The sequence below is a fragment of the Oceanicola sp. S124 genome (assembly GCF_000220565.1).
GTDB lineage: Bacteria > Pseudomonadota > Alphaproteobacteria > Rhodobacterales > Rhodobacteraceae > Pseudooceanicola.
Genome location: NZ_AFPM01000178.1, coordinates 1 through 17,493, shown reverse-complemented (window position 1 = coordinate 17,493; position 17,493 = coordinate 1). Strand labels below are relative to the sequence as shown.

Genomic DNA, 17,493 nt, shown 5'->3' with positions numbered 1-17,493 from the left:
TCGCTTGCGGCGGCCGAGGCGGGCATGTCCGCAGCCGGTGTGACCCTGGCCTGAGCCAAGGCCCGGCCAGGCCACCGGGTGACCTCAGAACAGGCTGCTCAGCTTCTGGCTCTGGACCTGATCGGCGATGTACCACAGCGCGACGGCCATCAGGTAGGCCACCGCCACAAGGCCGAGGGCACATGTCTTCTGCACCAGGTCCAGCCCGAGGAAGCGGTTCAGCAAGCTGTCGCGCGGAGCTCCGCCGGCCTTCTTCACGCCGAGGTGTCGCGGCACCGGCACCGGCTCGTCTCCGCGGGGATCGGAGAGGATGGGGTCTGTCAACGCCCGTGCCTGCAGGTAGCTGTCGGTGAACTCGCTCAGCCTGAAGCCGCCCCAGTTGCGCCGCCGCAGGTCGATCTGCGAATTGCGCATATTGGTGGCGAAACGGCGGATCACGGCATTGCGCGCCGCGCTCTCGCTGTCGCGGAAGGTGCCTTCCGGCATGCGGCTGGTCCAGCTTGTCAGGGCAAAGCCCGACTCAAGGAACAGTTGCTGGATCTCCGGATCTACCGCCCGCAGGGCATCGGCCACCCGGGGATCCCTGAAGAGGGCGATCTGTTGTCCCGACAGATCGCCCTCATGGCCCGCCAGGCGGGCCTTCCTCTGCGCGGCCAGCGGCAGAACTGAATGCATATCGAAATCGTATCTCATGGCTCTGACGGCCCGTTCTATGTCTCCCACACACAACGTTAACCTTGGGCTGGATGTCGGGCGGAAATAGGGCGCGGCACGGGCCGCGGCGGGGCCGGGGCGCGGCGCTTTGCAGACCCTGAGGGGGCCGATTTCCGGCGCAACTGCGGCGGATTTCGGGCGGGGCGGTATGAGGGCGCGGGGCTGCCGGTCGCCTCAGGCCCCGGTAGTGCTAAGGTCCTGCCGTGGCGACAGGCCGAACAGGCGCCGGTAGTCCCGGCTGAAATGCGAGGGGCTTTCATAGCCGACCTCGAAGGCCGCCTGGGTGACGCCATGGCCTTCCTGCTGCAGCAGGCGGCGCGCTTCCAGCAGGCGCAGGCGCTTGTGGAACTGCAGCGGGGTGGTGCCGGTGATCTCGCGGAACCGGCGATGGAACAGAGAGGGGCTCATCCCGCTTGCGCGCGCCAGGTCGTCGATCCGCAGATGGGCCCCGGGCGCGCGGCGCAGCTGCGACAGGGCACGGGCGATCTGGGTTTCCTCGGTCTCGGGGCGGGCAAGGCGGCGCAGCATGGCGCCCAGCGGGGATTGCAGCAGCAGCAGGTGCAGCTCGCGCAGGTAAAGCGGCGCCATCAGGGCGAGATCGGCGCGGTCTTCCAGCGACAGCAGCCGGGCCATGGCGTCGACCAGCTCGGGGGTGGCCTCGGCGCTGGCCAGCGGTTGCGGGGTGGCGTCGTCACCGGCGGGGACCTGCGGCGCCAGCTCGCGCAGCTCTGCCATGTCCAGTTGCAGGCCAAGGGCAAGGTAGGGCTCGGCCGGGCTGGCACGCACCACCTGCGACACGGCGGGCAGGTCCAGCGAGATGCAGACCGCCTGTCCGGCGTGGAAGGCAACCTCTCCGGCATCGAAACGGGTGGTCTTGGCGCCGGACAGCACGAGGCAGAACACCGGGCCGAACAGGTCATGGTCCAGCAGGCTGGGCGCGGTGGATCGCATGGCGCTGAGGCCCGGCACCCCGGTGGGGGTCGGACGCAATCCGGCATGTTTGCGCAGAGCCAGCGCCTCGGTGGCCCGGGAAAGGTTCTCCAGTGTTCTCATGGCACAAGCCTTGTCCCGCTTCGCCCGGCGCGGCAAGGGGCGCGGCGCATCCGTGCAGGAATTGGCAAGTCTTGTGCAGGATCCGGCAGGCCGCTCCGCCGGCAGGGCGCCATATCGGGGCGATCACCCCCGGGGCGGCCTGCCCCGAAACGACCCCGAAGGAGACACACCATGTCCACCCGACCCCTCTTCCTGATCACCGGCGGCAACCGTGGCCTTGGCCGCACCATGGCCGAACACCTGGCCCGCGGCGGCGCCGATATACTCATCACCACCCGGGGCGATGCCTCCGAGGCGCTGGCCGCCATCGCTGCGGAGGGCGCCGAAGTCTGTGCCCTGACGCTGGACGTCGCCGAGGCCGAGACCTTCCCCGCCTTCGCCGAGACCCTGCGCGCCACGCTGTCCGAGATGGGCCGCGATACCCTGACCGGCGTCATCCACAACGCCGGCATCGGCCTCTATGCGCCCCTGGCCGAAACCCCGGTCGAGACCTTCGACACCCTCTACCGCATCCACCTGCGCGGGCCGGCGATGCTGACCCAGGCGCTGCTGCCGCAGATTGCCGACGGCGGGCGGATCCTCTTCATCTCCACCGGGCTGGCGCGCTTCTCTCTGCCCGGCTACGGCGCCTATGCCTCGATGAAGGGCGCGGTCGAGGTCATGACCCGCTACTGGGCGCGCGAACTGGCCGAGCGCGGCATCTCGGTCAACGCCCTTGCCCCCGGCGCGATCGAGACCGACTTCGGAGGCGGCCGCACCCGCGACGACGCGCAGGTCAATGCCGCCGTCGCCTCCTTCACCGCCATGGGCCGCGCCGGTCTGCCCGACGACATCGGCGCCGCCGCCGCCGCGCTGCTGCTGTCGGATGGCAACTGGGTCACCGGCCAGCGGATCGAGGCCTCGGGCGGCATGTTCCTGTAAGCCTGGCAGGCCTCCGGGGCATCACCGGGGGCCTCGCCCTTGCATTCCGGCGCGCGGCCCTGCTTTATCTCCCTGTTACGAAGGGAGACCCCGCATGGTCGACATCGCCACCCGCGTCCATAACCACAAGTGGAAGATCGACCCGATCGTCCGCTCTCTCATCGACACGGATTTCTACAAGCTGCTGATGTGCCAGTCGGTCTTCCGCAACAAGCCCGACACCACGGTCACCTTCTCGCTGATCAACCGCACCGCCTCGGTGCCGCTGGCCAAGATGATCGACGAGGGCGAGCTGCGCGAACAGCTGGACCACGTGCGCTCCGTCTCGCTGACCCGCGGGGAATCCACCTGGCTGCGCGGCAATACCTTCTACGGCCAGCGCCAGATGTTCCGCCCCGACTTCATGGAGTGGTTCGAGAAACTGCGTCTGCCGCCCTACACCCTGGAACGCCGCGGCGACCAGTACGAGCTGACCTTCGAAGGCTCCTGGCCCGAGGTCATGCTGTGGGAGATCCCGGCCCTGTCGATCCTGATGGAGCTGCGTGGCCGCGCCGTGCTGCACCAGATGGCCAAGTTCGAGCTGGAGGTCCTCTACGCCCGCGCCATGACCAAGCTCTGGGAGAAGATCGAGCACCTGCGCCGCCTGCCCGACCTGAAGATCGCCGATTTCGGCACCCGTCGGCGGCATTCCTACCTGTGGCAGGACTGGTGCGTGCAGGCGATGATCGAGGGGCTGGGGCCGAAATTCACCGGCACCTCCAACTGCCTGATCGCCATGAAGCGCGACCTCGAGGCCGTCGGCACCAACGCGCATGAGCTGCCCATGGTCTATTCCGCCCTGGCCGAGGGCGACGAGGCCCTGGCCCGCGCCCCCTACGACGTGCTGGCCGACTGGCACGAAGAGCATTCCGGCAACCTGCGCATCATCCTGCCCGACACCTACGGCACCGAGGGCTTCCTGCGGAACGCCCCCGACTGGCTGGCCGGCTGGACCGGCATCCGCATCGACAGCGGAGACCCCGCCCGCGCCGCCGAAACCGCCATCGCCTGGTGGCAATCCCGCGGAGAGGACCCGACCACCAAGCTGGTCATCTTCTCGGATGGCCTGGACGAGGCGAAGATCGAGGAGCTCTACGCCCAGTTCCACGGCCGCGTGAAGGTCAGCTTCGGCTGGGGGACATTGCTGACGAACGATTTCCGGGGCCTGGCGAAGAATGATGCGCTGGCGCCGTTTTCCCTTGTCTGCAAGGCGGTTGCAGCGGACGGGAGACCGACCGTCAAGCTATCGGATAACCCCGAGAAGGCCATGGGACCAGAAAGCGAGATTGCCCGGTACAAGCGGGTGTTCGGGGTTGGGGAGCAGGAGAGGGTGGCGGTTGTGGTTTAACCTAGGCCGATCTTTCCCTCTCTTGCGTGTTTGAAACGGATTTTGTCTTTTAGGGCTTCTAGGTCGCTGACGTCATCCTGCTTGTGAATCACGCGGTGACAGGTCGGGCAAAGGACGAGGAAATCATCTGGCACCTTGTATGCCGCCTCTTCATCTTCGGTTAAACTCGAGAGTGGTCTGGAATGATGTACGTCCAATGGTGTTTTGATTGGGTCGCCGCAGTAGGAATAGTCTTGCGACGGATCCAGGCCGCAGGCTTCGTATATGGGTTTTCTGACAGATAGGACTTTGCGGCGAACATTAGGCGCTCTCTCAATCCGCTTAGAAAGCACCGCCTTTCGAGTTTCTACGATATCGGTCACGCCGCTTTCATATTGCATCACCTCCGTTGGCATTATGCCTCCGCGAAAAACTAAGGCCTTGTATGCATGCAAAATTGTGCGGAGATCAGTGTAAAACTGATCACTATTTAGGGCCTCAAGTTCATAAGTTCGGCCGAAAGCGTGACCGGCTTCATACCCGAGTGGGAGTGGCCTCAGAGATCCAAGTGCGATAGGTGATGTCGAGAAGCGGTCAGCAAAGTCGTGCATTCTGCTTGCAATGTCCTTGGCTCTTCTTTGAAGAACGCCAATTCCTCCTTTTTCTCCAAACTCTCTATAGGTTTCTGTCGCCCCTTGATTTAGAGAAAGGACGACTGTGCGCTCCAGAGGATTAATCAGATAGACCACATAGAAGCCGCTTTGTGCTGTCGTCGTGATGAGAGGGTCAAAGAATGCGAGCCAGGGGATGGCGGCCCAGTTTTGGAACTGACCAGCACTAGCCTTTACTCTGAATTGAAGCCCAAATTCCTTGAGAGTCTCCTTTGCATCCGACGAAAGTGTCTTGGTGATCTTCACCGAAAGCGGTGAGCTAGAATAGTCTTTTCCCCTTGCGAATTCGTATTCTTCGGCGATTGATTTAAGAGTTTGGTGAAGCATATCACCCCCGCGACAAAGACGTTCTAGTGACAGTAAACCTGGGATCGCAGCATAAGGTCCACCCTGAATCTGGATGGACTCCACTCGAGGGTGCGAGTGCCGAAAGGCTTTATGTGTCCTTAATGAAGCAAGAGGGCGCTCGAAACCTATGGCACGTTTAGTCTTAGGCGACGGCTGTGTCGGGCAGGCTTGCTCCGGTGCCCTTAGGGTGGGTTTCTAACCCACCATCCCCGGTTACCAACCACTCCCAAAGGTGGATTACATCCACCCTACGCCAAAGGCGGGGCAAGACCTCTCACCTCTCCCACCCCCGCTTCTCCTTCACCTCGGCGCGCTGCTTCTTCGCCTCAACCCTTTTCCGCTTCTGGTTCTTCGACACCTTCGTCGGGATGCGCCGCTTGGGCGCCACAAGGGCCTTGGCGATCAGTTCGGCCAGCCTTTCCCGCGCGACCTCCCTATTCCGCGCCTGGCTGCGTTCCTCCTGCACCTGGATCACAAGTGCGCCGTCCTTGGTCCAGCGCCGCCCCGCCAGCCGCCGCAGCCGCCGCTTCACTGGCTCGGGCAGCGAGGGCGACCGTTCGGCCTCGAACCGCAGCTCCACCGCCGAGGACACCTTGTTCACGTTCTGCCCGCCGGGGCCGGAAGAGCGCACGAATTGCTCCACCAGCTCCCATTCCTCGATCGCGATCTGATCCGTGATCCGCAGCATCATCTTCCCTCAGTCATACCCGCGCAAAACGCGGTGCCCCGGCCTTGGGGTCCGGCAGATAGTAACCCCTTGTAGGGGAAAGGTTGAGATGTCGCAGCCGGTCATCCCGCCGACGGGGTCCCGACCTGGGGTGCGTTGTCGAAAACCGCTGGCCTACCCACTGGGTCGGGGCGCCATCAGAGCACGCCCGGCAAATAGAAAGGGTCGCCCCATCGGATGGAACGACCCTTCTCGAGATCAGGAGGTGGTTCAGTTAGGTAGTGAACCAACCTGTCGGTTTGCGCCAAAGGGCTGCCTCAGACGCTTTCCCTCCAGACTGTTCCGAACCCTCTCTCCAATACCTCAATAGACACTAGAGCACCTCCTTTCAGCTTGTTTCCGATACGAGAATCGTGACACGGAAATCTTTACGGACAAAGAAGATTATGCCGCGCGAGCGGAAAATCTTGCCGTGATCGCCCGGAAAGGCAGCAGCGCGATCAGCGCCAGGGCCAGCTTCACGCCCCAGTCCGCGACGGCCAGGGAAATCCACAGCGGAACCGCCGGGCCGACCATCATGAAGGGCACCGAGTCCCAGGCCCACGAGACCTCGGCGTCGGCGTTTTCTCCTAAGAAAGCAATGAATTGCGCGAAGCCGACGGTGAAGAAGATTGCCGTGTCCAGGGCCGATCCGACCAGCGAGGAGACCAGCGGTGCACGCCACCAGCTGCCGGCGCGGAGGCGGTCGAAGATCGCCACGTCGACCAGTTGGGCAACCAGGAAGGCCAGCGCCGAGCCGACCGCGATGCGCAGGGCAACGGCGGCGTAAGTGTAGCCGTCGCCTTGCAAAATCACCTGCGTGCCGATCAGCGAGCAGACGATCCCGGTGACGAAGCCGGCAAGGATCACCCGGCGCGCGGCAGGGGCGCCGTAGAGGCGGTTCATCACGTCGGTGACAAGGAAGGCGAGAGGATAGGTGAAGGCCCCCCAGGTCAGGAGGCCGTCCAGGATCAGGAACTGGACGAGGATGTTCGAGGCCACGACGATCGCGGCCATGGCAAGGATGCCAGGAAGATAGGAGCGTTGCATGTCAGATCCGTTTTTTAGACAAGGTCGCGGAGACTTGTGGGGTCCGGACAGGGCCGGGACCCGCGGGCTTTAGCGACTTGGCCCCTGCAAATCAAGGGCGATCTCCAGCAGGCGCTGCTCCAGCAGGGGGCTGAAGTTATTGTCCGAGACCAGCAGCAGGCGCAGGGTGCCCTGCGGGTCCTGCCAGACCGAGAGGCCCTCGAAGTTGCTGCGGGGGTGGTCGGCGAGGTGCAGGATCCGCCGCGCCGGCACCTCGGGATGCGCGGGGTCGAAGCGCAGCACCATGGCGCGGAAGCCGAAGCCGAGGGCGCGCAGCAGCAGGTAAAGCTGGCCGTCGGGGCCGAAATCGGCACCAACGGGGCGATAGCCTCCGGGCGTGGCGAGTCGCGCCACCTCTTGCCACCTGCCGTTCTCAAGTCGCCAGACGGGATGGTCCGGCCCGCCCTGGCCGGGGTCTTCGGGCAGCATGACCAGCCGTCCCTGCGGGTCGACGGCAAGGGCCTCATACATGGCGTTCGGAGCCAGGCGGACACGGGGCGGCAGGGCGATCTGGCGCATGGCCCCGCCATCGGCAGGGTGGAGGCGGAGCGGGGCGTTGTCCTCGAAGGAGATCGCCAGGTCTCCGCCGGGAAACAGCGCCAGCCCCTCGGGGTCGAGGTGCCGTCCGGGGACGTCATCGGGCGCCAGGTGCAGGCTTTGCAGCAGCGTCGCACCGGTCAGCCGGCCGTCTTGGCGGCTGAGGGCGATCTCGTGCAGCTGGCCCCGGTCGCTTAGCAGCAGCGCGCTGGCACCGTCCTCGCGCAGCTCGATGGCCGAGAGGCCCCCGACGCCGGGCCAGTCGAGAGGAAGATCCGTGGTGTCGCCAGCCGCCAGCGGAGAGGCCAGCAGCACGCTCAGCGCGATTGCAGGACCGTGACGCATTGGCGGGGCAGGTCTTCCATGGTCAGCTGCCGGCGGGGCGTGGGGGCCGGGGCGTTCGGGTCCGGGGGAGGCGGGTTCACGATGTCGCTGACCCATTTGCGCGCCTCGTCACAGCCATCCCCGGGGGGCGGCGGCGCCTGATCGACACAGCCCTTCATGCCGCGCGGGCAGGAGAGGCGGACGTGGAAGTGGTAGTGATGCCCCCACCAGGGCCGGATCTTGCGCAGCCAGCGGCGGTCACCGGTGGCATTGTCGCACATCCAGGCCTTGGCGCCGGGAAAGAGGAAGATCCGCGCCACCCGGCGGTCACTGGCGGCGGCCTTCAGCAGCTCCATGTGCTGCGCGGTCCAGTTGCCGTTGACATAGGCGCCGTTGCCGCGCCGCAGGGAAATCGACGAGAGGTTTTCGCGGGCGTTGCGCGACAGGCGCAGGTCGGTGCCGGGCAGCATCCAGATATCGGCATCCAGGCCGATCTGGTGGCTGGCGTGGCCCGAACTCATCGGGCCGCCGCGCGGCTGCGACATGTCCCCGACGTAGATACCGTTCCAGCCGGGCAGGCGGGCGGCGTCCTTTGACAGGTCCTGCAGGTAGTCCACCAGTTCGGGTGTGCCCCAATTGCGGTTGCGCGACAGGCGCATGGCCTGCCACGTGGCTCCGTTCTCGGGCAGCTGCACCAGCCCTGCACCGCAGCCCTTGGCGTAGGAACCGAAGGCATCGGCGCGATGCGGGGACCCGGTTGAAACGGCGCCGAAGAGCTTGCGGGCCTCGACGCCCTGCATGGTGGCGGGGATGCCCTGCGCGGCCGCCGGGGCGGCCATCAACAGGGCAAGGATGAGGGCGAGGATCTGTCTCAAGCGGGGTCCTTGGGGTCTCCGTCGGGTTGGACCCAGCGTAGCAGCAGCGCGCCGGCGGCGAAAAGGAAAACCAGGGGCAGGATGCCGATCTGCTGAGACCCGCTGATCATCGTGGTGACACCGATCATCGTCGGCGCGAGGAAGGCGGTGGCCTTGCCCGCCAGCGCATAGAGGCCGAAGCCCTCGGTCATCCGGCCGGGGCGGGCCTGGCGCACCATCATGGTGCGGCTGGCGGATTGCAGCACGCCACCGGCGGCGCCGATCACCGCGCCGACGATCATCAGCGCCGTATCGGGCAGGGTGCTGCCCTCGGCCACGGTGAGGCCCAGCACCGAGGTCGGAGAGATGGTGATCACCACCACCGTGACCGCCGTCAGCAGGCCGATGCAGGTCATGATGACCGGCTTCGGGCCAAAGTAGGTGTCGGCGCGGCCGCCCAGCATGGCGAAGATCGCTCCAGAGATGATGGCGATGATGCCGAAGATGCCGATCTGGGTGACCGACCAGCCCAGCACGCCCGAGGCATAGATGCCGCCGAAGGTGTAGATCCCCGCAAGCGCATCGCGGTAGCAGAGCGATCCGACGAGGTAGGAGAACAGCGAAGGCGTGCGCGGCAGCTCGCGTATCGTGCGGCGCAGGTTGCCGAGCGCGGCCTTCAGGGCGCCCGTCGGGGCCTTCGGCGGCTTGGGATCGCGCACGTAGAGGAAGAAGGGCACCATGAAGACGGCGTACCAGATCGCGGTCAGCGGCCCGACGGCGCGGGTGCCCTCGCGGGCGCCGGCATCCAGGCCCAGGATCGGGTCGATCCCGATCAGCGTCTTGCCGGTCTCGGCGTTTTCGGCCAGCAGCGCCAGCATGATCACCAGCGAGACCAGCCCGCCGAGATAGCCGAAGGCCCAGCCATTGCCCGAGATCCGGCCGATCTCTTCCTTGCTGCCGAGGTCGGGCAGCATGGCGTTGGTGAAGATCGTCGCGAACTCCATGCCGATCATGCCGATGGCGAAGAAGACCAGCGTCAGCACCAGGTTGAAGTCCCCCGGCGCGGCGTACCACAGCATCCAGGACCCGAGCACGTAGAGCCCCGAGAAGCCCCAGATCCAGCGCAGCCGCTGCCCCGAGACATCCGAGATCGCGCCCAGCACCGGCGCCAGCAGCGCGATGCAGAGGCCCGCGGCGCCGATGCCGAAGCCCCAGGCGGACTGCGCGGCGGCGCCGTCTCCGATCAGCTCCTTCACGTACGGCGCGAAGATGAAGGTGATCAGCAGGGTGTTGTAGGGCTGGCTGGCCCAGTCGAAGAAGAACCACCCCCAGATGCGCTTGCGCAGGGCCTCGCCGGTCATCGTGATCTCTCCTCGGTTGGATGCGCGGATATGAGCCCCGGGGTGCCCCATGGGCAAGCCCCTGTATACGGGCCGGGGAGAAATTCCCGGTGGCGTGGCCGCGCGGACCCGCCGGTCGGAAAGGAAAGACCCCCGGCAGCGGGGCTGCCGGGGGTCTCTTGTCTGGTCCGGGATCCCTTCAGGGATCCTGCCGGGGTCACCGTGACAGGCGGGATCAGGCCTTGGCCTTGGCTTTCGCCTGATCCTTGACCGGCTTCCACAGCCGCTTGTTGGTCAGGTACAGCAGCGAGCTGAGCAGGATCAGGAAGGCGACGCCGACGAAGCCGGCTTGCTTGCGCGCCATCAGCTTCGGCTCGGCGGTCCACATCAGGAAGGCGGCAACGTCTTCCGCTTCGTGGTGCAGGTCGTTGGCATGGCCGTCGTCGAACTCCACGTCCTCGCCGGACAGCGGCGGAGCCATGGCGATCCAGCCGCTGTCGAAGGCGGTGTTCTCGTAGTAGGTCACGCCGGCCTGCACGCGCTCTTCGCCGGTGTAGCCGGTGAGGATGGCGACGATGTGCTCGGGTCCGCCGATACCCTTGAAGAACTGGTTGATCCCGGTGCCCTGCGGCCCGTGGAACCCGGCACGCGCCTTGGCCATCAGGCTGAGGTCGGGTGCATTCTCAAGGCCACTTTCGGGAAAGTGGTCGTTCGGGGTGGCGGTGCGGAAGTCTTCCAGCTCGTCGTCATAGACTTCGAACCGGCCGGCATAGGCGCGCACCTCGTCCTCGGGCAGGTGCGGGCCGCCCTCGTCGGCCAGCGTGCGGATCGGCACGTAGCGCAACCCGTGGCAGGCCGAGCAGACCTCGGTGTAGATCTTCAGGCCGCGCTGCAGCTGGTTCTCGTCGAACTTGCCGAAGGGGCCGTCGAAGGAGAACTTCACGTTGTGCGTCGCGTGTCCGCTGTCGTCGCCAGCTGCGGTGGCGGCACCGGCCGTGAGGGCCAGCGCTGCCAGGGCAGAGAGGGAGAGCTTCTTGAACATGTTCTCTGTCCTTTCGCTTACTCGGCAGGTTCTGCCGGCTTGCTGTAATGGGCGTCGAAATCGTCTTCGATCGTCGCGGGCGGGGTGGTCGGCTTCTCGATCACGCCCAGCAGGGGCAGGATGACGAAGAAGTAGGCGAACCAGTAGGTGGCCCCGATCAGCGAGATCGTCGAGTAGGGCGGCTCTGCCGGCATGGCACCGGCCCACATCAGCACGATGAAGTCCACGCAGAGCAGCAGGAACCACAGTTTGAACATCGGACGGTAGCGGCCCGACCGGACGCGCGAGGTGTCCAGCCAGGGCACCAGCGCCATGGCGACGATGGCGCCGAACATGGCCAGCACGCCGAAGAACTTCGCGTCGACGATGCCGCCGGTGATCCAGTCGGCGAACATCACCACCCAGACATCCGCGGTGAAGGCCCGCAGGATGGCGTAGAAGGGCAGGAAGTACCATTCCGGCACGATGTGCGCGGGCGTCGCCAGCGGGTTGGCCTCGATGTAGTTGTCGGGGTGGCCCAGGTAGTTGGGCATGAAGCCGACGATGGCGAAGAAGACCGCCAGGACCACCGCCAGGGCGAAGACGTCCTTGATGACGAAGTAGGGCCAGAAGGGCAGGGTGTCCTTCTCGGCTTCCGCCTTCGAACCCTTGCGGACATCGACGCCGGTCGGGTTGTTGTTGCCCGTGGTGTGGAACGCCCAGATGTGCACGATGACCAGGCCCGCGATGACGAAGGGCAGCAGGTAGTGCAGCGAGAAGAAGCGGTTCAGCGTGGCGTTGTCGACGGCCGGTCCACCCAGCAGCCAGGCCTGCAGGCCCTCGCCGATGAAGGGAATCGCGCCGAACAGGCCGGTGATCACCGTCGCGCCCCAGAAGGACATCTGACCCCAGGGCAGCACGTAGCCCATGAAGCCGGTGGCCATCATCAGCAGGTAGATGATCATGCCGATGATCCAGGTGATCTCGCGCGGGGCCTTGTACGAGCCGTAGTAGAGGCCGCGGAAGATGTGCAGGTAGACGGCGAAGAAGAACAGCGAGGCGCCGTTCATGTGCAGGTAGCGCAGGAAGTGGCCGCCCCGGACGTCGCGCATGATATGCTCGACGCTGGCAAAGGCCAGGTCGACGTGGGGGGTGTAGTGCATCACCAGGACGATGCCGGTGACGATCTGCAGCGCCAGGCAGAAGGCCAGGACGATGCCCCAGATCCACATCCAGTTGAGGTTCTTCGGGGTGGGGATCATGATCGTGTCATAGATCAGCCCGATGACCGGAAGGCGGCTGTTCACCCACTTCTCGGCCTTGGTCTTCGGTTCGTAGTGATCGTGCGGAATGCCGGACATGTGGTTTCCTCCCTCAGCCCAGAACGATTTCGGTCTCGCCGTCGAAGGCGGCGACGGGCACGGGCAGGTTCTGCGGCGCAGGGCCTTTGCGAATCCGTCCTGCGGTATCGTAGTGCGAGCCGTGGCAGGGGCAGAACCAGCCGCCGAAGTCACCGGCACCATCGCCGAGGGGCACGCAGCCCAGGTGGGTGCAGACACCCATCATTACCAGCCATTCCTCGGCCGCCTTGCCCTCGGCCCCCTCGGGCGCCAGGGCGCGGTTCGGGTCGGTCGCCGGGGCGCCGGCGTCGATGTTGCCGTTCCGCGCCAGCGGATCGGGCAGCGACGCGGGGTCGACCTCGTTCGCGGCGTCGATCTCGGCCTGGGTGCGGCGACGGATGAAGACCGGCTTGCCGCGCCACTTGACGGTGATCTGGGTGCCTTCCTCGACGCCCGACACGTCGACGCGGATCGACGACAGGGCCTGCACGTCGGCCGAGGCATTCATCTGGTTCACCAGCGGCCAGACCGCCGCGCCCGTGGCGACAGCGCCGGCGCCGGCGGTAGCGTAATAGAGGAAGTCCCTCCGGGTGCCTTCGTGATCTTCTGCGTGGGACACGAACTTAGCTCCATTCCTAGGCCCGCCTGGGCAGTCGCAATTGGTGGCTGCGCCGCGCTCATCGCGCAACTGTTACCTCGCGGTTGTTTAGCTGCCGAACTTCATCAGGTCCAGTATATCGTAGGCTTTCCCGTCAGAGGGTGCGGAAGTGTCGCGCTTGAGGCCCGGGCCATGTCGGTGTAAGGCAAAATAGACTTCCTTCTGCCGGAGACTGCCCATGTCCGCATCCAGCGCGACCCAACCCCGCCTCGCGGCCCGCCTAGGTGGTGCTTCCGCCCTTGCGCTGGCCTGCGCCGTCTTCGCTGCCCCCGCCGCGGCCGAGGTCGAGCTTTCGTTCTACGGTGGCTGGCAGACCTCCCCGCATTCGCGTGCCACCGGCACCTACGGCAGCGGCCCGAACGCCGGCGACAGCTTCAACGAGCTGTTCGGCTGGGACGGCAAGAGCTTCGAGATGCCGCCCTACTACGGCGCCCGCCTGACCTCGTGGCGCAACGAGGCCTGGGGCTGGGGTGTCGAATTCTCGCACGACAAGGCCTATGCCCCCGAGGGCGAGATGGCTGCGGCGGGCTTCGACCGGCTTGAATTCACCGACGGCCACAACATCATCACCGCCAACATTTCGCGCCGCTGGCTCGACGCCTGGGGCTCCGCGACGCCTTACGTCTCGGCTGGCCTCGGTTTCGCCATGCCCCATGTGGACGTGACCCCGACGGGCGGCGACCATACCTTCGGCTACCAGGTGACCGGCCCCGCCGCCCGCCTGACTGCCGGTGTCAACTATCCGCTGAACGACCGCTGGTCGGTCTTCGGTGAGTACCAGTTCACCTGGTCCGACAATTCGGCCGAGCTCGAAGGTGGCGGATCGCTGGACACCCGCCTGATCACCAACGCGCTGAACGTGGGTGTCGGCTTCAAGTTCTGACGCCGCAGGGATACCAGATCGAGAGGGCTCGCCGGATCGGCGGGCCCTTTGCTTTTGCCTGCCGGGGACGGGGGCTCTGCCCCCCTCTCCGTGCCGGAGAGTCCCCCGCAGTATTTTTGGCCATCGGATAGAGGCAAGGGGGCCGTGCCGCTCCGTCCTGCTTCCATTCCGAGGCCATGAATACTCATGGCCCGGTTTGGGCCGGGCGCGGGGTCAGGCGGGGGCGGTTTCGGCGAGGCTGGGGCGGGTCGCGATCTCGTCCGCCCAGGCGGCGAGGGTGGGGCAGCTGTCGCGCCAGCCACGGTCCGCGTGGCGCAGGTCCAGGTACCCCAGGGTGCAGGCCAGGGCGATCAGCCCGGCATCGAAGGGCGCCGAGAGGCTGTCGGTCCAGTCGCTTTCCAGCCGCTCGAGCGTGCGCGAGACCTTCTGCCACTGCGCATCCAGCCAGCCCTCGTCGACCTTGTCGGCAGCGCGCAGGCGGCGCTCGTAGACCATCGAGACGGCGCTATCCAGCATGCCGTCGCAGAGCGCTTCCAGCGTCAGCACCTGCCAGAGGCGGTCTTCGGGGTAGAGGTCGCCACCGGCGAGATCGTTGAGGTAGCGGGTGATCACCCGGCTGTCGCAGATCGTCGTCGCGCCGGTGCGGGCCAGGGCGGGAATCCGGCCCAGCGGGTTGGCGGCGGCGAGGTCGGGGTCGGTCTGCAGCGCACTGGTGCTGACCACCTTCTCGACCACACGGTCCGCGAGGTCCAGTTCGCGCAGCATGCAGCGGACCTTGCGGACATAGGGCGAGGAGGGGGAGCTGAACAGCGTGTGGTCCATGGGGCTCTGGTCGGGGGTCATGGTAGTCCTTTCGAAGCGAAGAGTGTCGATTCCGGGGGGATCCGGGACGATCAGGTGGGTGGGTCGCGCATCAGCGCGGCGAGTCGGGCGAGGTCCTGCCCGGTGGCGCCTCCCGCGAGGGCCTCGGCGGCAGCCAGGCGCGCCTCTTCGGGCTTGTTCTGAGCCAGCTTCCAGGTGCCTTCGACCGAGGCGATCTTCATTCGGAAGGGCTGGATCATCCGCATGAGCCGGCTCATCAGGTCGTCGGGCATCTTGTCGGTCTTCCAGACGGGTTTCGGCAGCAGGCGGGTCTCGAAATCCTCCGAGAGCATGTCGAGCACGCCGCGCAGGTCGTCCTGCGGCAGGGGGTCCAGGTCTCCCAGCAGGTGGACCGAGACATAGTTCCAGGTCGGCACCTGGTCGTCCATTCCGTACCAGTCGGGCGAGACATAGCCCTGCGGCCCGGTGACGATCAGCCGGGCGGGTCGGGGGGCGGTGCCGGTGGTGGCGCGGGCGACGGCGTTCGAGCGCACGAGGTGCAGGTAGACATGGCCATCGCGAATCACGAAGGGGGTCTGGGCGGCAAGCGGCGCGCCCTCTGAAGAGAGGCACAGCAGCCCCGCGCCCTGTTCCGCCGCGAAGGCGAGGTTCAGGGCGTCATCGGCCTGGCGATAGATCGGATTGGGATGCATCTGGCCCTGCTGGATCTGGTGCTGGATCGGGCGCAGGATGCGGCGGCGGCAGGCCGGGTGCAACCCGACTTTGCACCCTCAGGCTAGGAGGTGCCCGGCCCCCTGTCCGAGGATGCGCGCGGCGACGATCTGCCCTTCGGGCTGGTCGGCCGAGAAATGAACCTCGGTGAACTGTTCGGTGCGGCCCATGCGCGGGCTTTCCATCAGTACCCTGTGGTCGCGGCCCTGCTGGGCGGCGAGGTGGCTGGCCACCTGGGCGTCCCCTGCGGCGCGCAGGCGGGCGGCACGGTCCTTGATCGCCTTGCCGTTGACCTGGGTCGGGATCTTCGCCGCCGGGGTGCCTTCGCGCTTCGAATAGGGGAAGACATGCAGCCAGGTCAGGTCGCAGTCCTCGACCAGCTTCAGCGAGTTCTGGAACATCGCTTCGGTCTCGGTCGGGAAGCCGGCGATGATGTCGGCGCCGAAGGTCATCTCGGGGCGCAACTTGCGGGCCTCTTCGCAGAACCGGATCGCGTCGTCGCGCAGGTGGCGGCGCTTCATGCGCTTCAGGATCATGTCGTCACCGGCCTGCAGCGACAGGTGCAGGTGCGGCATCAGGCGCGGCTCGGTCGCGATGGCCTGCATCAGGGCCTCGTCCGCCTCGATCGAATCGATCGAGCTGATCCGCAGGCGCGGAACGTCGGTCAGCCGCAGGATGCGCATCACCAGGTCGCCAAGGCGCGGCGTCGCGGGCAGGTCGGCCCCCCAGGAGGTCAGGTCGACCCCGGTCAGCACCACCTCGTTGTAGCCCTGTTGCACCAGCCGCTTGATCTGGTCGACCACCACACCGGCGGGCACGGATCGAGAGTTCCCCCGGCCATAGGGGATGATGCAGAAGGTGCAGCGGTGATCGCAGCCGTTCTGCACCTGAACATAGGCGCGGCTACGGGTGCCGAAGCCGTCGATCAGGTGCCCGGCGGTTTCCTGCACCGACATGATGTCATCGACCTGCACGCGCTCGGTCTGGCCGATGAAATCGGGGCCCAGCTTCGCCCAGGTCTCGGGCTGCATCTTCTCGGTGTTGCCGATCACCATGTCGACCTCGGACATGGCCGAGAAGGTCTCGGGCTCGGTCTGGGCGGCGCAGCCGGTGACGATCAGGCGGGCGTTCGGATTCTCGCGGCGCAGGCGGCGGATGTCCTGGCGGGCCTTGCGCACGGCCTCGGCGGTGACGGCGCAGGTGTTGACGATCACCGCGTCACCCAAGCCCGCCTCGGCGGCCATGGCCTTCATCGCCTCGGTCTCATAGGCATTGAGGCGACAGCCGAGGGTCGCGAACTTGGGGGGCTGCGGAGCCATTCAGGCCACCTCTGCCAGGAAGGCGGCGGGGAAGCTGCCATCGAAGACATGGGCCACGGGGCCGCCCATCCAGACGCCGTCGTCGCGCCAGTCCAGCTCAAGCCAGCCGCCGTCGAGCTCCATCCGCACCTGCCGGTCGGTCAGGCCGCGCAGCGCGGTGGCGACCACCGTGGCGCAGGCGCCCGAGCCGCAGGCCAGCGTCACGCCGGTGCCGCGTTCCCAGACCCGCATGCGGACCTCCGAGCGCGAGCGCACCTCGACATATTCCACATTGGTCTTCTCGGGGAAGAGCGGATCGGTCTCGACCTGCGGGCCGACCTCGGTCAGCGCCACGGCTTCGGCATCGGGGACCACGAAGACGCAATGGGGGTTGCCCATGCCGACGGCGACGGGGGTGCCGGGCAGCGGCACCTCGGTGACCTCCATCGCGCGCGCCAGCGGCACCTCGCGCCAGTCCAGCTGCGGCGGACCCATGTTGACCCAGGTGACCCCGGCGATGCTGCGCGCCTGCAGCAGCCCGCGCACGGTGCGGATGGTCAGCTGGTCGCGCCCAGTTTCGGCCATGACATGGGAGGCGACGCAGCGGGTGGCATTGCCGCAGGCGCCCGCACGCGAGCCGTCACTGTTCCAGAAGTCCAGGCAGATGTCGCTGTCCTCGCCGTCGCGAATCTCGGCCAGCTGGTCGAAGCCGACGCCCCGGTGGCGGTCGCCGATGGCGCGCGCCAGCGCAGGCGAGGTCACCGCCCCGCGCCCGCGCGAGTCGATGACGACGAAGTCGTTGCCCAGCCCATGCATCTTCATGAAGGGCAGGCCATT

The 17,493-nt window shown here is 66.5% G+C and carries 18 protein-coding genes; 3 read left to right on the top strand and 15 right to left on the bottom strand.

What is annotated here, in order from left to right:
• Positions 1 to 84 precede the first annotated feature (84 nt).
• Positions 85 to 675, bottom strand: coding sequence for a hypothetical protein (locus tag OS124_RS26095; protein WP_138919522.1), 591 nt, complete (start codon positions 673 to 675; stop codon positions 85 to 87).
• A 213-nt stretch (positions 676 to 888) separates the two neighbouring features.
• Entirely contained in the window at positions 889 to 1,767 is an 879-nt protein-coding gene (locus OS124_RS0112660) for an AraC family transcriptional regulator (protein WP_010140047.1), read from the bottom strand.
• A 171-nt stretch (positions 1,768 to 1,938) separates the two neighbouring features.
• Between OS124_RS0112660 and OS124_RS0112655 the strand changes: the two genes are divergently transcribed.
• Together OS124_RS0112655 and pncB are read left to right on the top strand one after the other, a co-directional pair.
• A complete protein-coding gene (locus tag OS124_RS0112655) occupies positions 1,939 to 2,688 on the top strand; it encodes an SDR family NAD(P)-dependent oxidoreductase (RefSeq protein WP_010140046.1) in 750 nt (249 codons plus the stop codon).
• Positions 2,689 to 2,782: 94 nt separating this feature from the next.
• On the top strand, positions 2,783 to 4,075 hold the full coding sequence (gene pncB / locus OS124_RS0112650) for a nicotinate phosphoribosyltransferase (protein ID WP_010140045.1): 1,293 nt from the start codon (positions 2,783 to 2,785) through the stop codon (positions 4,073 to 4,075).
• Here pncB and OS124_RS26575 read toward each other — a convergent pair.
• The 9 genes from OS124_RS26575 to petA form a co-directional block, all read right to left on the bottom strand.
• Positions 4,072 to 5,052, bottom strand: coding sequence for an MrcB family domain-containing protein (locus OS124_RS26575; RefSeq protein WP_083834615.1), 981 nt, complete (start codon positions 5,050 to 5,052; stop codon positions 4,072 to 4,074). The two genes, pncB and OS124_RS26575, sit on opposite strands and share 4 nt — an antisense overlap.
• Positions 5,053 to 5,347: 295 nt before the next feature.
• A complete protein-coding gene (gene arfB, locus OS124_RS0112645) occupies positions 5,348 to 5,764 on the bottom strand; it encodes an alternative ribosome rescue aminoacyl-tRNA hydrolase ArfB (RefSeq protein WP_010140043.1) in 417 nt (138 codons plus the stop codon).
• Between the two features lie 420 nt (positions 5,765 to 6,184).
• Positions 6,185 to 6,829: a queuosine precursor transporter gene (locus OS124_RS0112640; RefSeq protein WP_010140042.1), complete on the bottom strand. Its 645-nt coding sequence runs from the start codon at positions 6,827 to 6,829 to the stop codon at positions 6,185 to 6,187.
• Positions 6,830 to 6,898: 69 nt separating this feature from the next.
• Positions 6,899 to 7,750 (bottom strand): esterase-like activity of phytase family protein, encoded by an 852-nt coding sequence (locus tag OS124_RS24550; protein WP_010140041.1) that lies wholly within the window; start codon positions 7,748 to 7,750, stop codon positions 6,899 to 6,901.
• The gene (gene mepA / locus OS124_RS0112630) at positions 7,723 to 8,568 is read right to left on the bottom strand and encodes a penicillin-insensitive murein endopeptidase (protein ID WP_050900874.1); all 846 of its coding nucleotides are present in this window, start codon (positions 8,566 to 8,568) and stop codon (positions 7,723 to 7,725) included. Before mepA ends, OS124_RS24550 begins: the two co-directional genes overlap by 28 nt.
• A 32-nt stretch (positions 8,569 to 8,600) precedes the next feature.
• On the bottom strand, positions 8,601 to 9,944 hold the full coding sequence (locus OS124_RS0112625) for an MFS transporter (protein ID WP_010140039.1): 1,344 nt from the start codon (positions 9,942 to 9,944) through the stop codon (positions 8,601 to 8,603).
• Between the two features lie 214 nt (positions 9,945 to 10,158).
• Positions 10,159 to 10,965: a cytochrome c1 gene (locus tag OS124_RS0112620; RefSeq protein WP_010140038.1), complete on the bottom strand. Its 807-nt coding sequence runs from the start codon at positions 10,963 to 10,965 to the stop codon at positions 10,159 to 10,161.
• Positions 10,966 to 10,982: 17 nt separating this feature from the next.
• Entirely contained in the window at positions 10,983 to 12,305 is a 1,323-nt protein-coding gene (gene petB / locus OS124_RS0112615; protein ID WP_010140037.1) for a cytochrome b, read from the bottom strand.
• A 13-nt stretch (positions 12,306 to 12,318) separates the two neighbouring features.
• Positions 12,319 to 12,903: a ubiquinol-cytochrome c reductase iron-sulfur subunit gene (petA, locus tag OS124_RS0112610; protein ID WP_010140036.1), complete on the bottom strand. Its 585-nt coding sequence runs from the start codon at positions 12,901 to 12,903 to the stop codon at positions 12,319 to 12,321.
• A gap of 217 nt (positions 12,904 to 13,120) precedes the next feature.
• On the opposite strand from petA, the gene OS124_RS0112605 reads away from it, so the two are divergent.
• A complete protein-coding gene (locus OS124_RS0112605) occupies positions 13,121 to 13,825 on the top strand; it encodes an outer membrane protein (RefSeq protein WP_010140035.1) in 705 nt (234 codons plus the stop codon).
• A gap of 213 nt (positions 13,826 to 14,038) precedes the next feature.
• Here OS124_RS0112605 and OS124_RS0112600 read toward each other — a convergent pair whose 3' ends face one another.
• From OS124_RS0112600 to dapF, 4 genes are all read right to left on the bottom strand, one after another.
• On the bottom strand, positions 14,039 to 14,668 hold the full coding sequence (locus OS124_RS0112600) for a glutathione S-transferase family protein (protein ID WP_010140033.1): 630 nt from the start codon (positions 14,666 to 14,668) through the stop codon (positions 14,039 to 14,041).
• Positions 14,669 to 14,718: 50 nt separating this feature from the next.
• The gene (locus OS124_RS0112595) at positions 14,719 to 15,402 is read right to left on the bottom strand and encodes an FMN-binding negative transcriptional regulator (protein ID WP_010140032.1); all 684 of its coding nucleotides are present in this window, start codon (positions 15,400 to 15,402) and stop codon (positions 14,719 to 14,721) included.
• Positions 15,403 to 15,417: 15 nt separating this feature from the next.
• Complete coding sequence (gene mtaB / locus OS124_RS0112590; RefSeq protein ID WP_010140031.1) at positions 15,418 to 16,677, bottom strand: tRNA (N(6)-L-threonylcarbamoyladenosine(37)-C(2))-methylthiotransferase MtaB; 1,260 nt, start codon at positions 16,675 to 16,677, stop codon at positions 15,418 to 15,420.
• The coding region (gene dapF / locus OS124_RS24545; RefSeq protein ID WP_010140030.1) for a diaminopimelate epimerase at positions 16,678 to 17,493 on the bottom strand (816 nt) is incomplete at its 5' end.

Bases quoted from the DNA above. Each gene is read 5' to 3' on its own strand.
- OS124_RS26095 (WP_138919522.1), bottom strand. From the start codon at position 675: ATGCATTCAGTTCTGCCGCTGGCCGCGCAGAGGAAGGCCCGCCTGGCG.
- OS124_RS0112660 (WP_010140047.1), bottom strand. From the start codon at position 1,767: ATGAGAACACTGGAGAACCTTTCCCGGGCCACCGAGGCGCTGGCTCTG.
- OS124_RS0112655 (WP_010140046.1), top strand. From the start codon at position 1,939: ATGTCCACCCGACCCCTCTTCCTGATCACCGGCGGCAACCGTGGCCTT.
- pncB (WP_010140045.1), top strand. From the start codon at position 2,783: ATGGTCGACATCGCCACCCGCGTCCATAACCACAAGTGGAAGATCGAC.
- OS124_RS26575 (WP_083834615.1), bottom strand. From the start codon at position 5,052: ATGCTTCACCAAACTCTTAAATCAATCGCCGAAGAATACGAATTCGCA.
- arfB (WP_010140043.1), bottom strand. From the start codon at position 5,764: ATGATGCTGCGGATCACGGATCAGATCGCGATCGAGGAATGGGAGCTG.
- OS124_RS0112640 (WP_010140042.1), bottom strand. From the start codon at position 6,829: ATGCAACGCTCCTATCTTCCTGGCATCCTTGCCATGGCCGCGATCGTC.
- OS124_RS24550 (WP_010140041.1), bottom strand. From the start codon at position 7,750: ATGCGTCACGGTCCTGCAATCGCGCTGAGCGTGCTGCTGGCCTCTCCG.
- mepA (WP_050900874.1), bottom strand. From the start codon at position 8,568: ATGGCCGCCCCGGCGGCCGCGCAGGGCATCCCCGCCACCATGCAGGGC.
- OS124_RS0112625 (WP_010140039.1), bottom strand. From the start codon at position 9,944: ATGACCGGCGAGGCCCTGCGCAAGCGCATCTGGGGGTGGTTCTTCTTC.
- OS124_RS0112620 (WP_010140038.1), bottom strand. From the start codon at position 10,965: ATGTTCAAGAAGCTCTCCCTCTCTGCCCTGGCAGCGCTGGCCCTCACG.
- petB (WP_010140037.1), bottom strand. From the start codon at position 12,305: ATGTCCGGCATTCCGCACGATCACTACGAACCGAAGACCAAGGCCGAG.
- OS124_RS0112605 (WP_010140035.1), top strand. From the start codon at position 13,121: ATGTCCGCATCCAGCGCGACCCAACCCCGCCTCGCGGCCCGCCTAGGT.
- OS124_RS0112600 (WP_010140033.1), bottom strand. From the start codon at position 14,668: ATGACCCCCGACCAGAGCCCCATGGACCACACGCTGTTCAGCTCCCCC.
- mtaB (WP_010140031.1), bottom strand. From the start codon at position 16,677: ATGGCTCCGCAGCCCCCCAAGTTCGCGACCCTCGGCTGTCGCCTCAAT.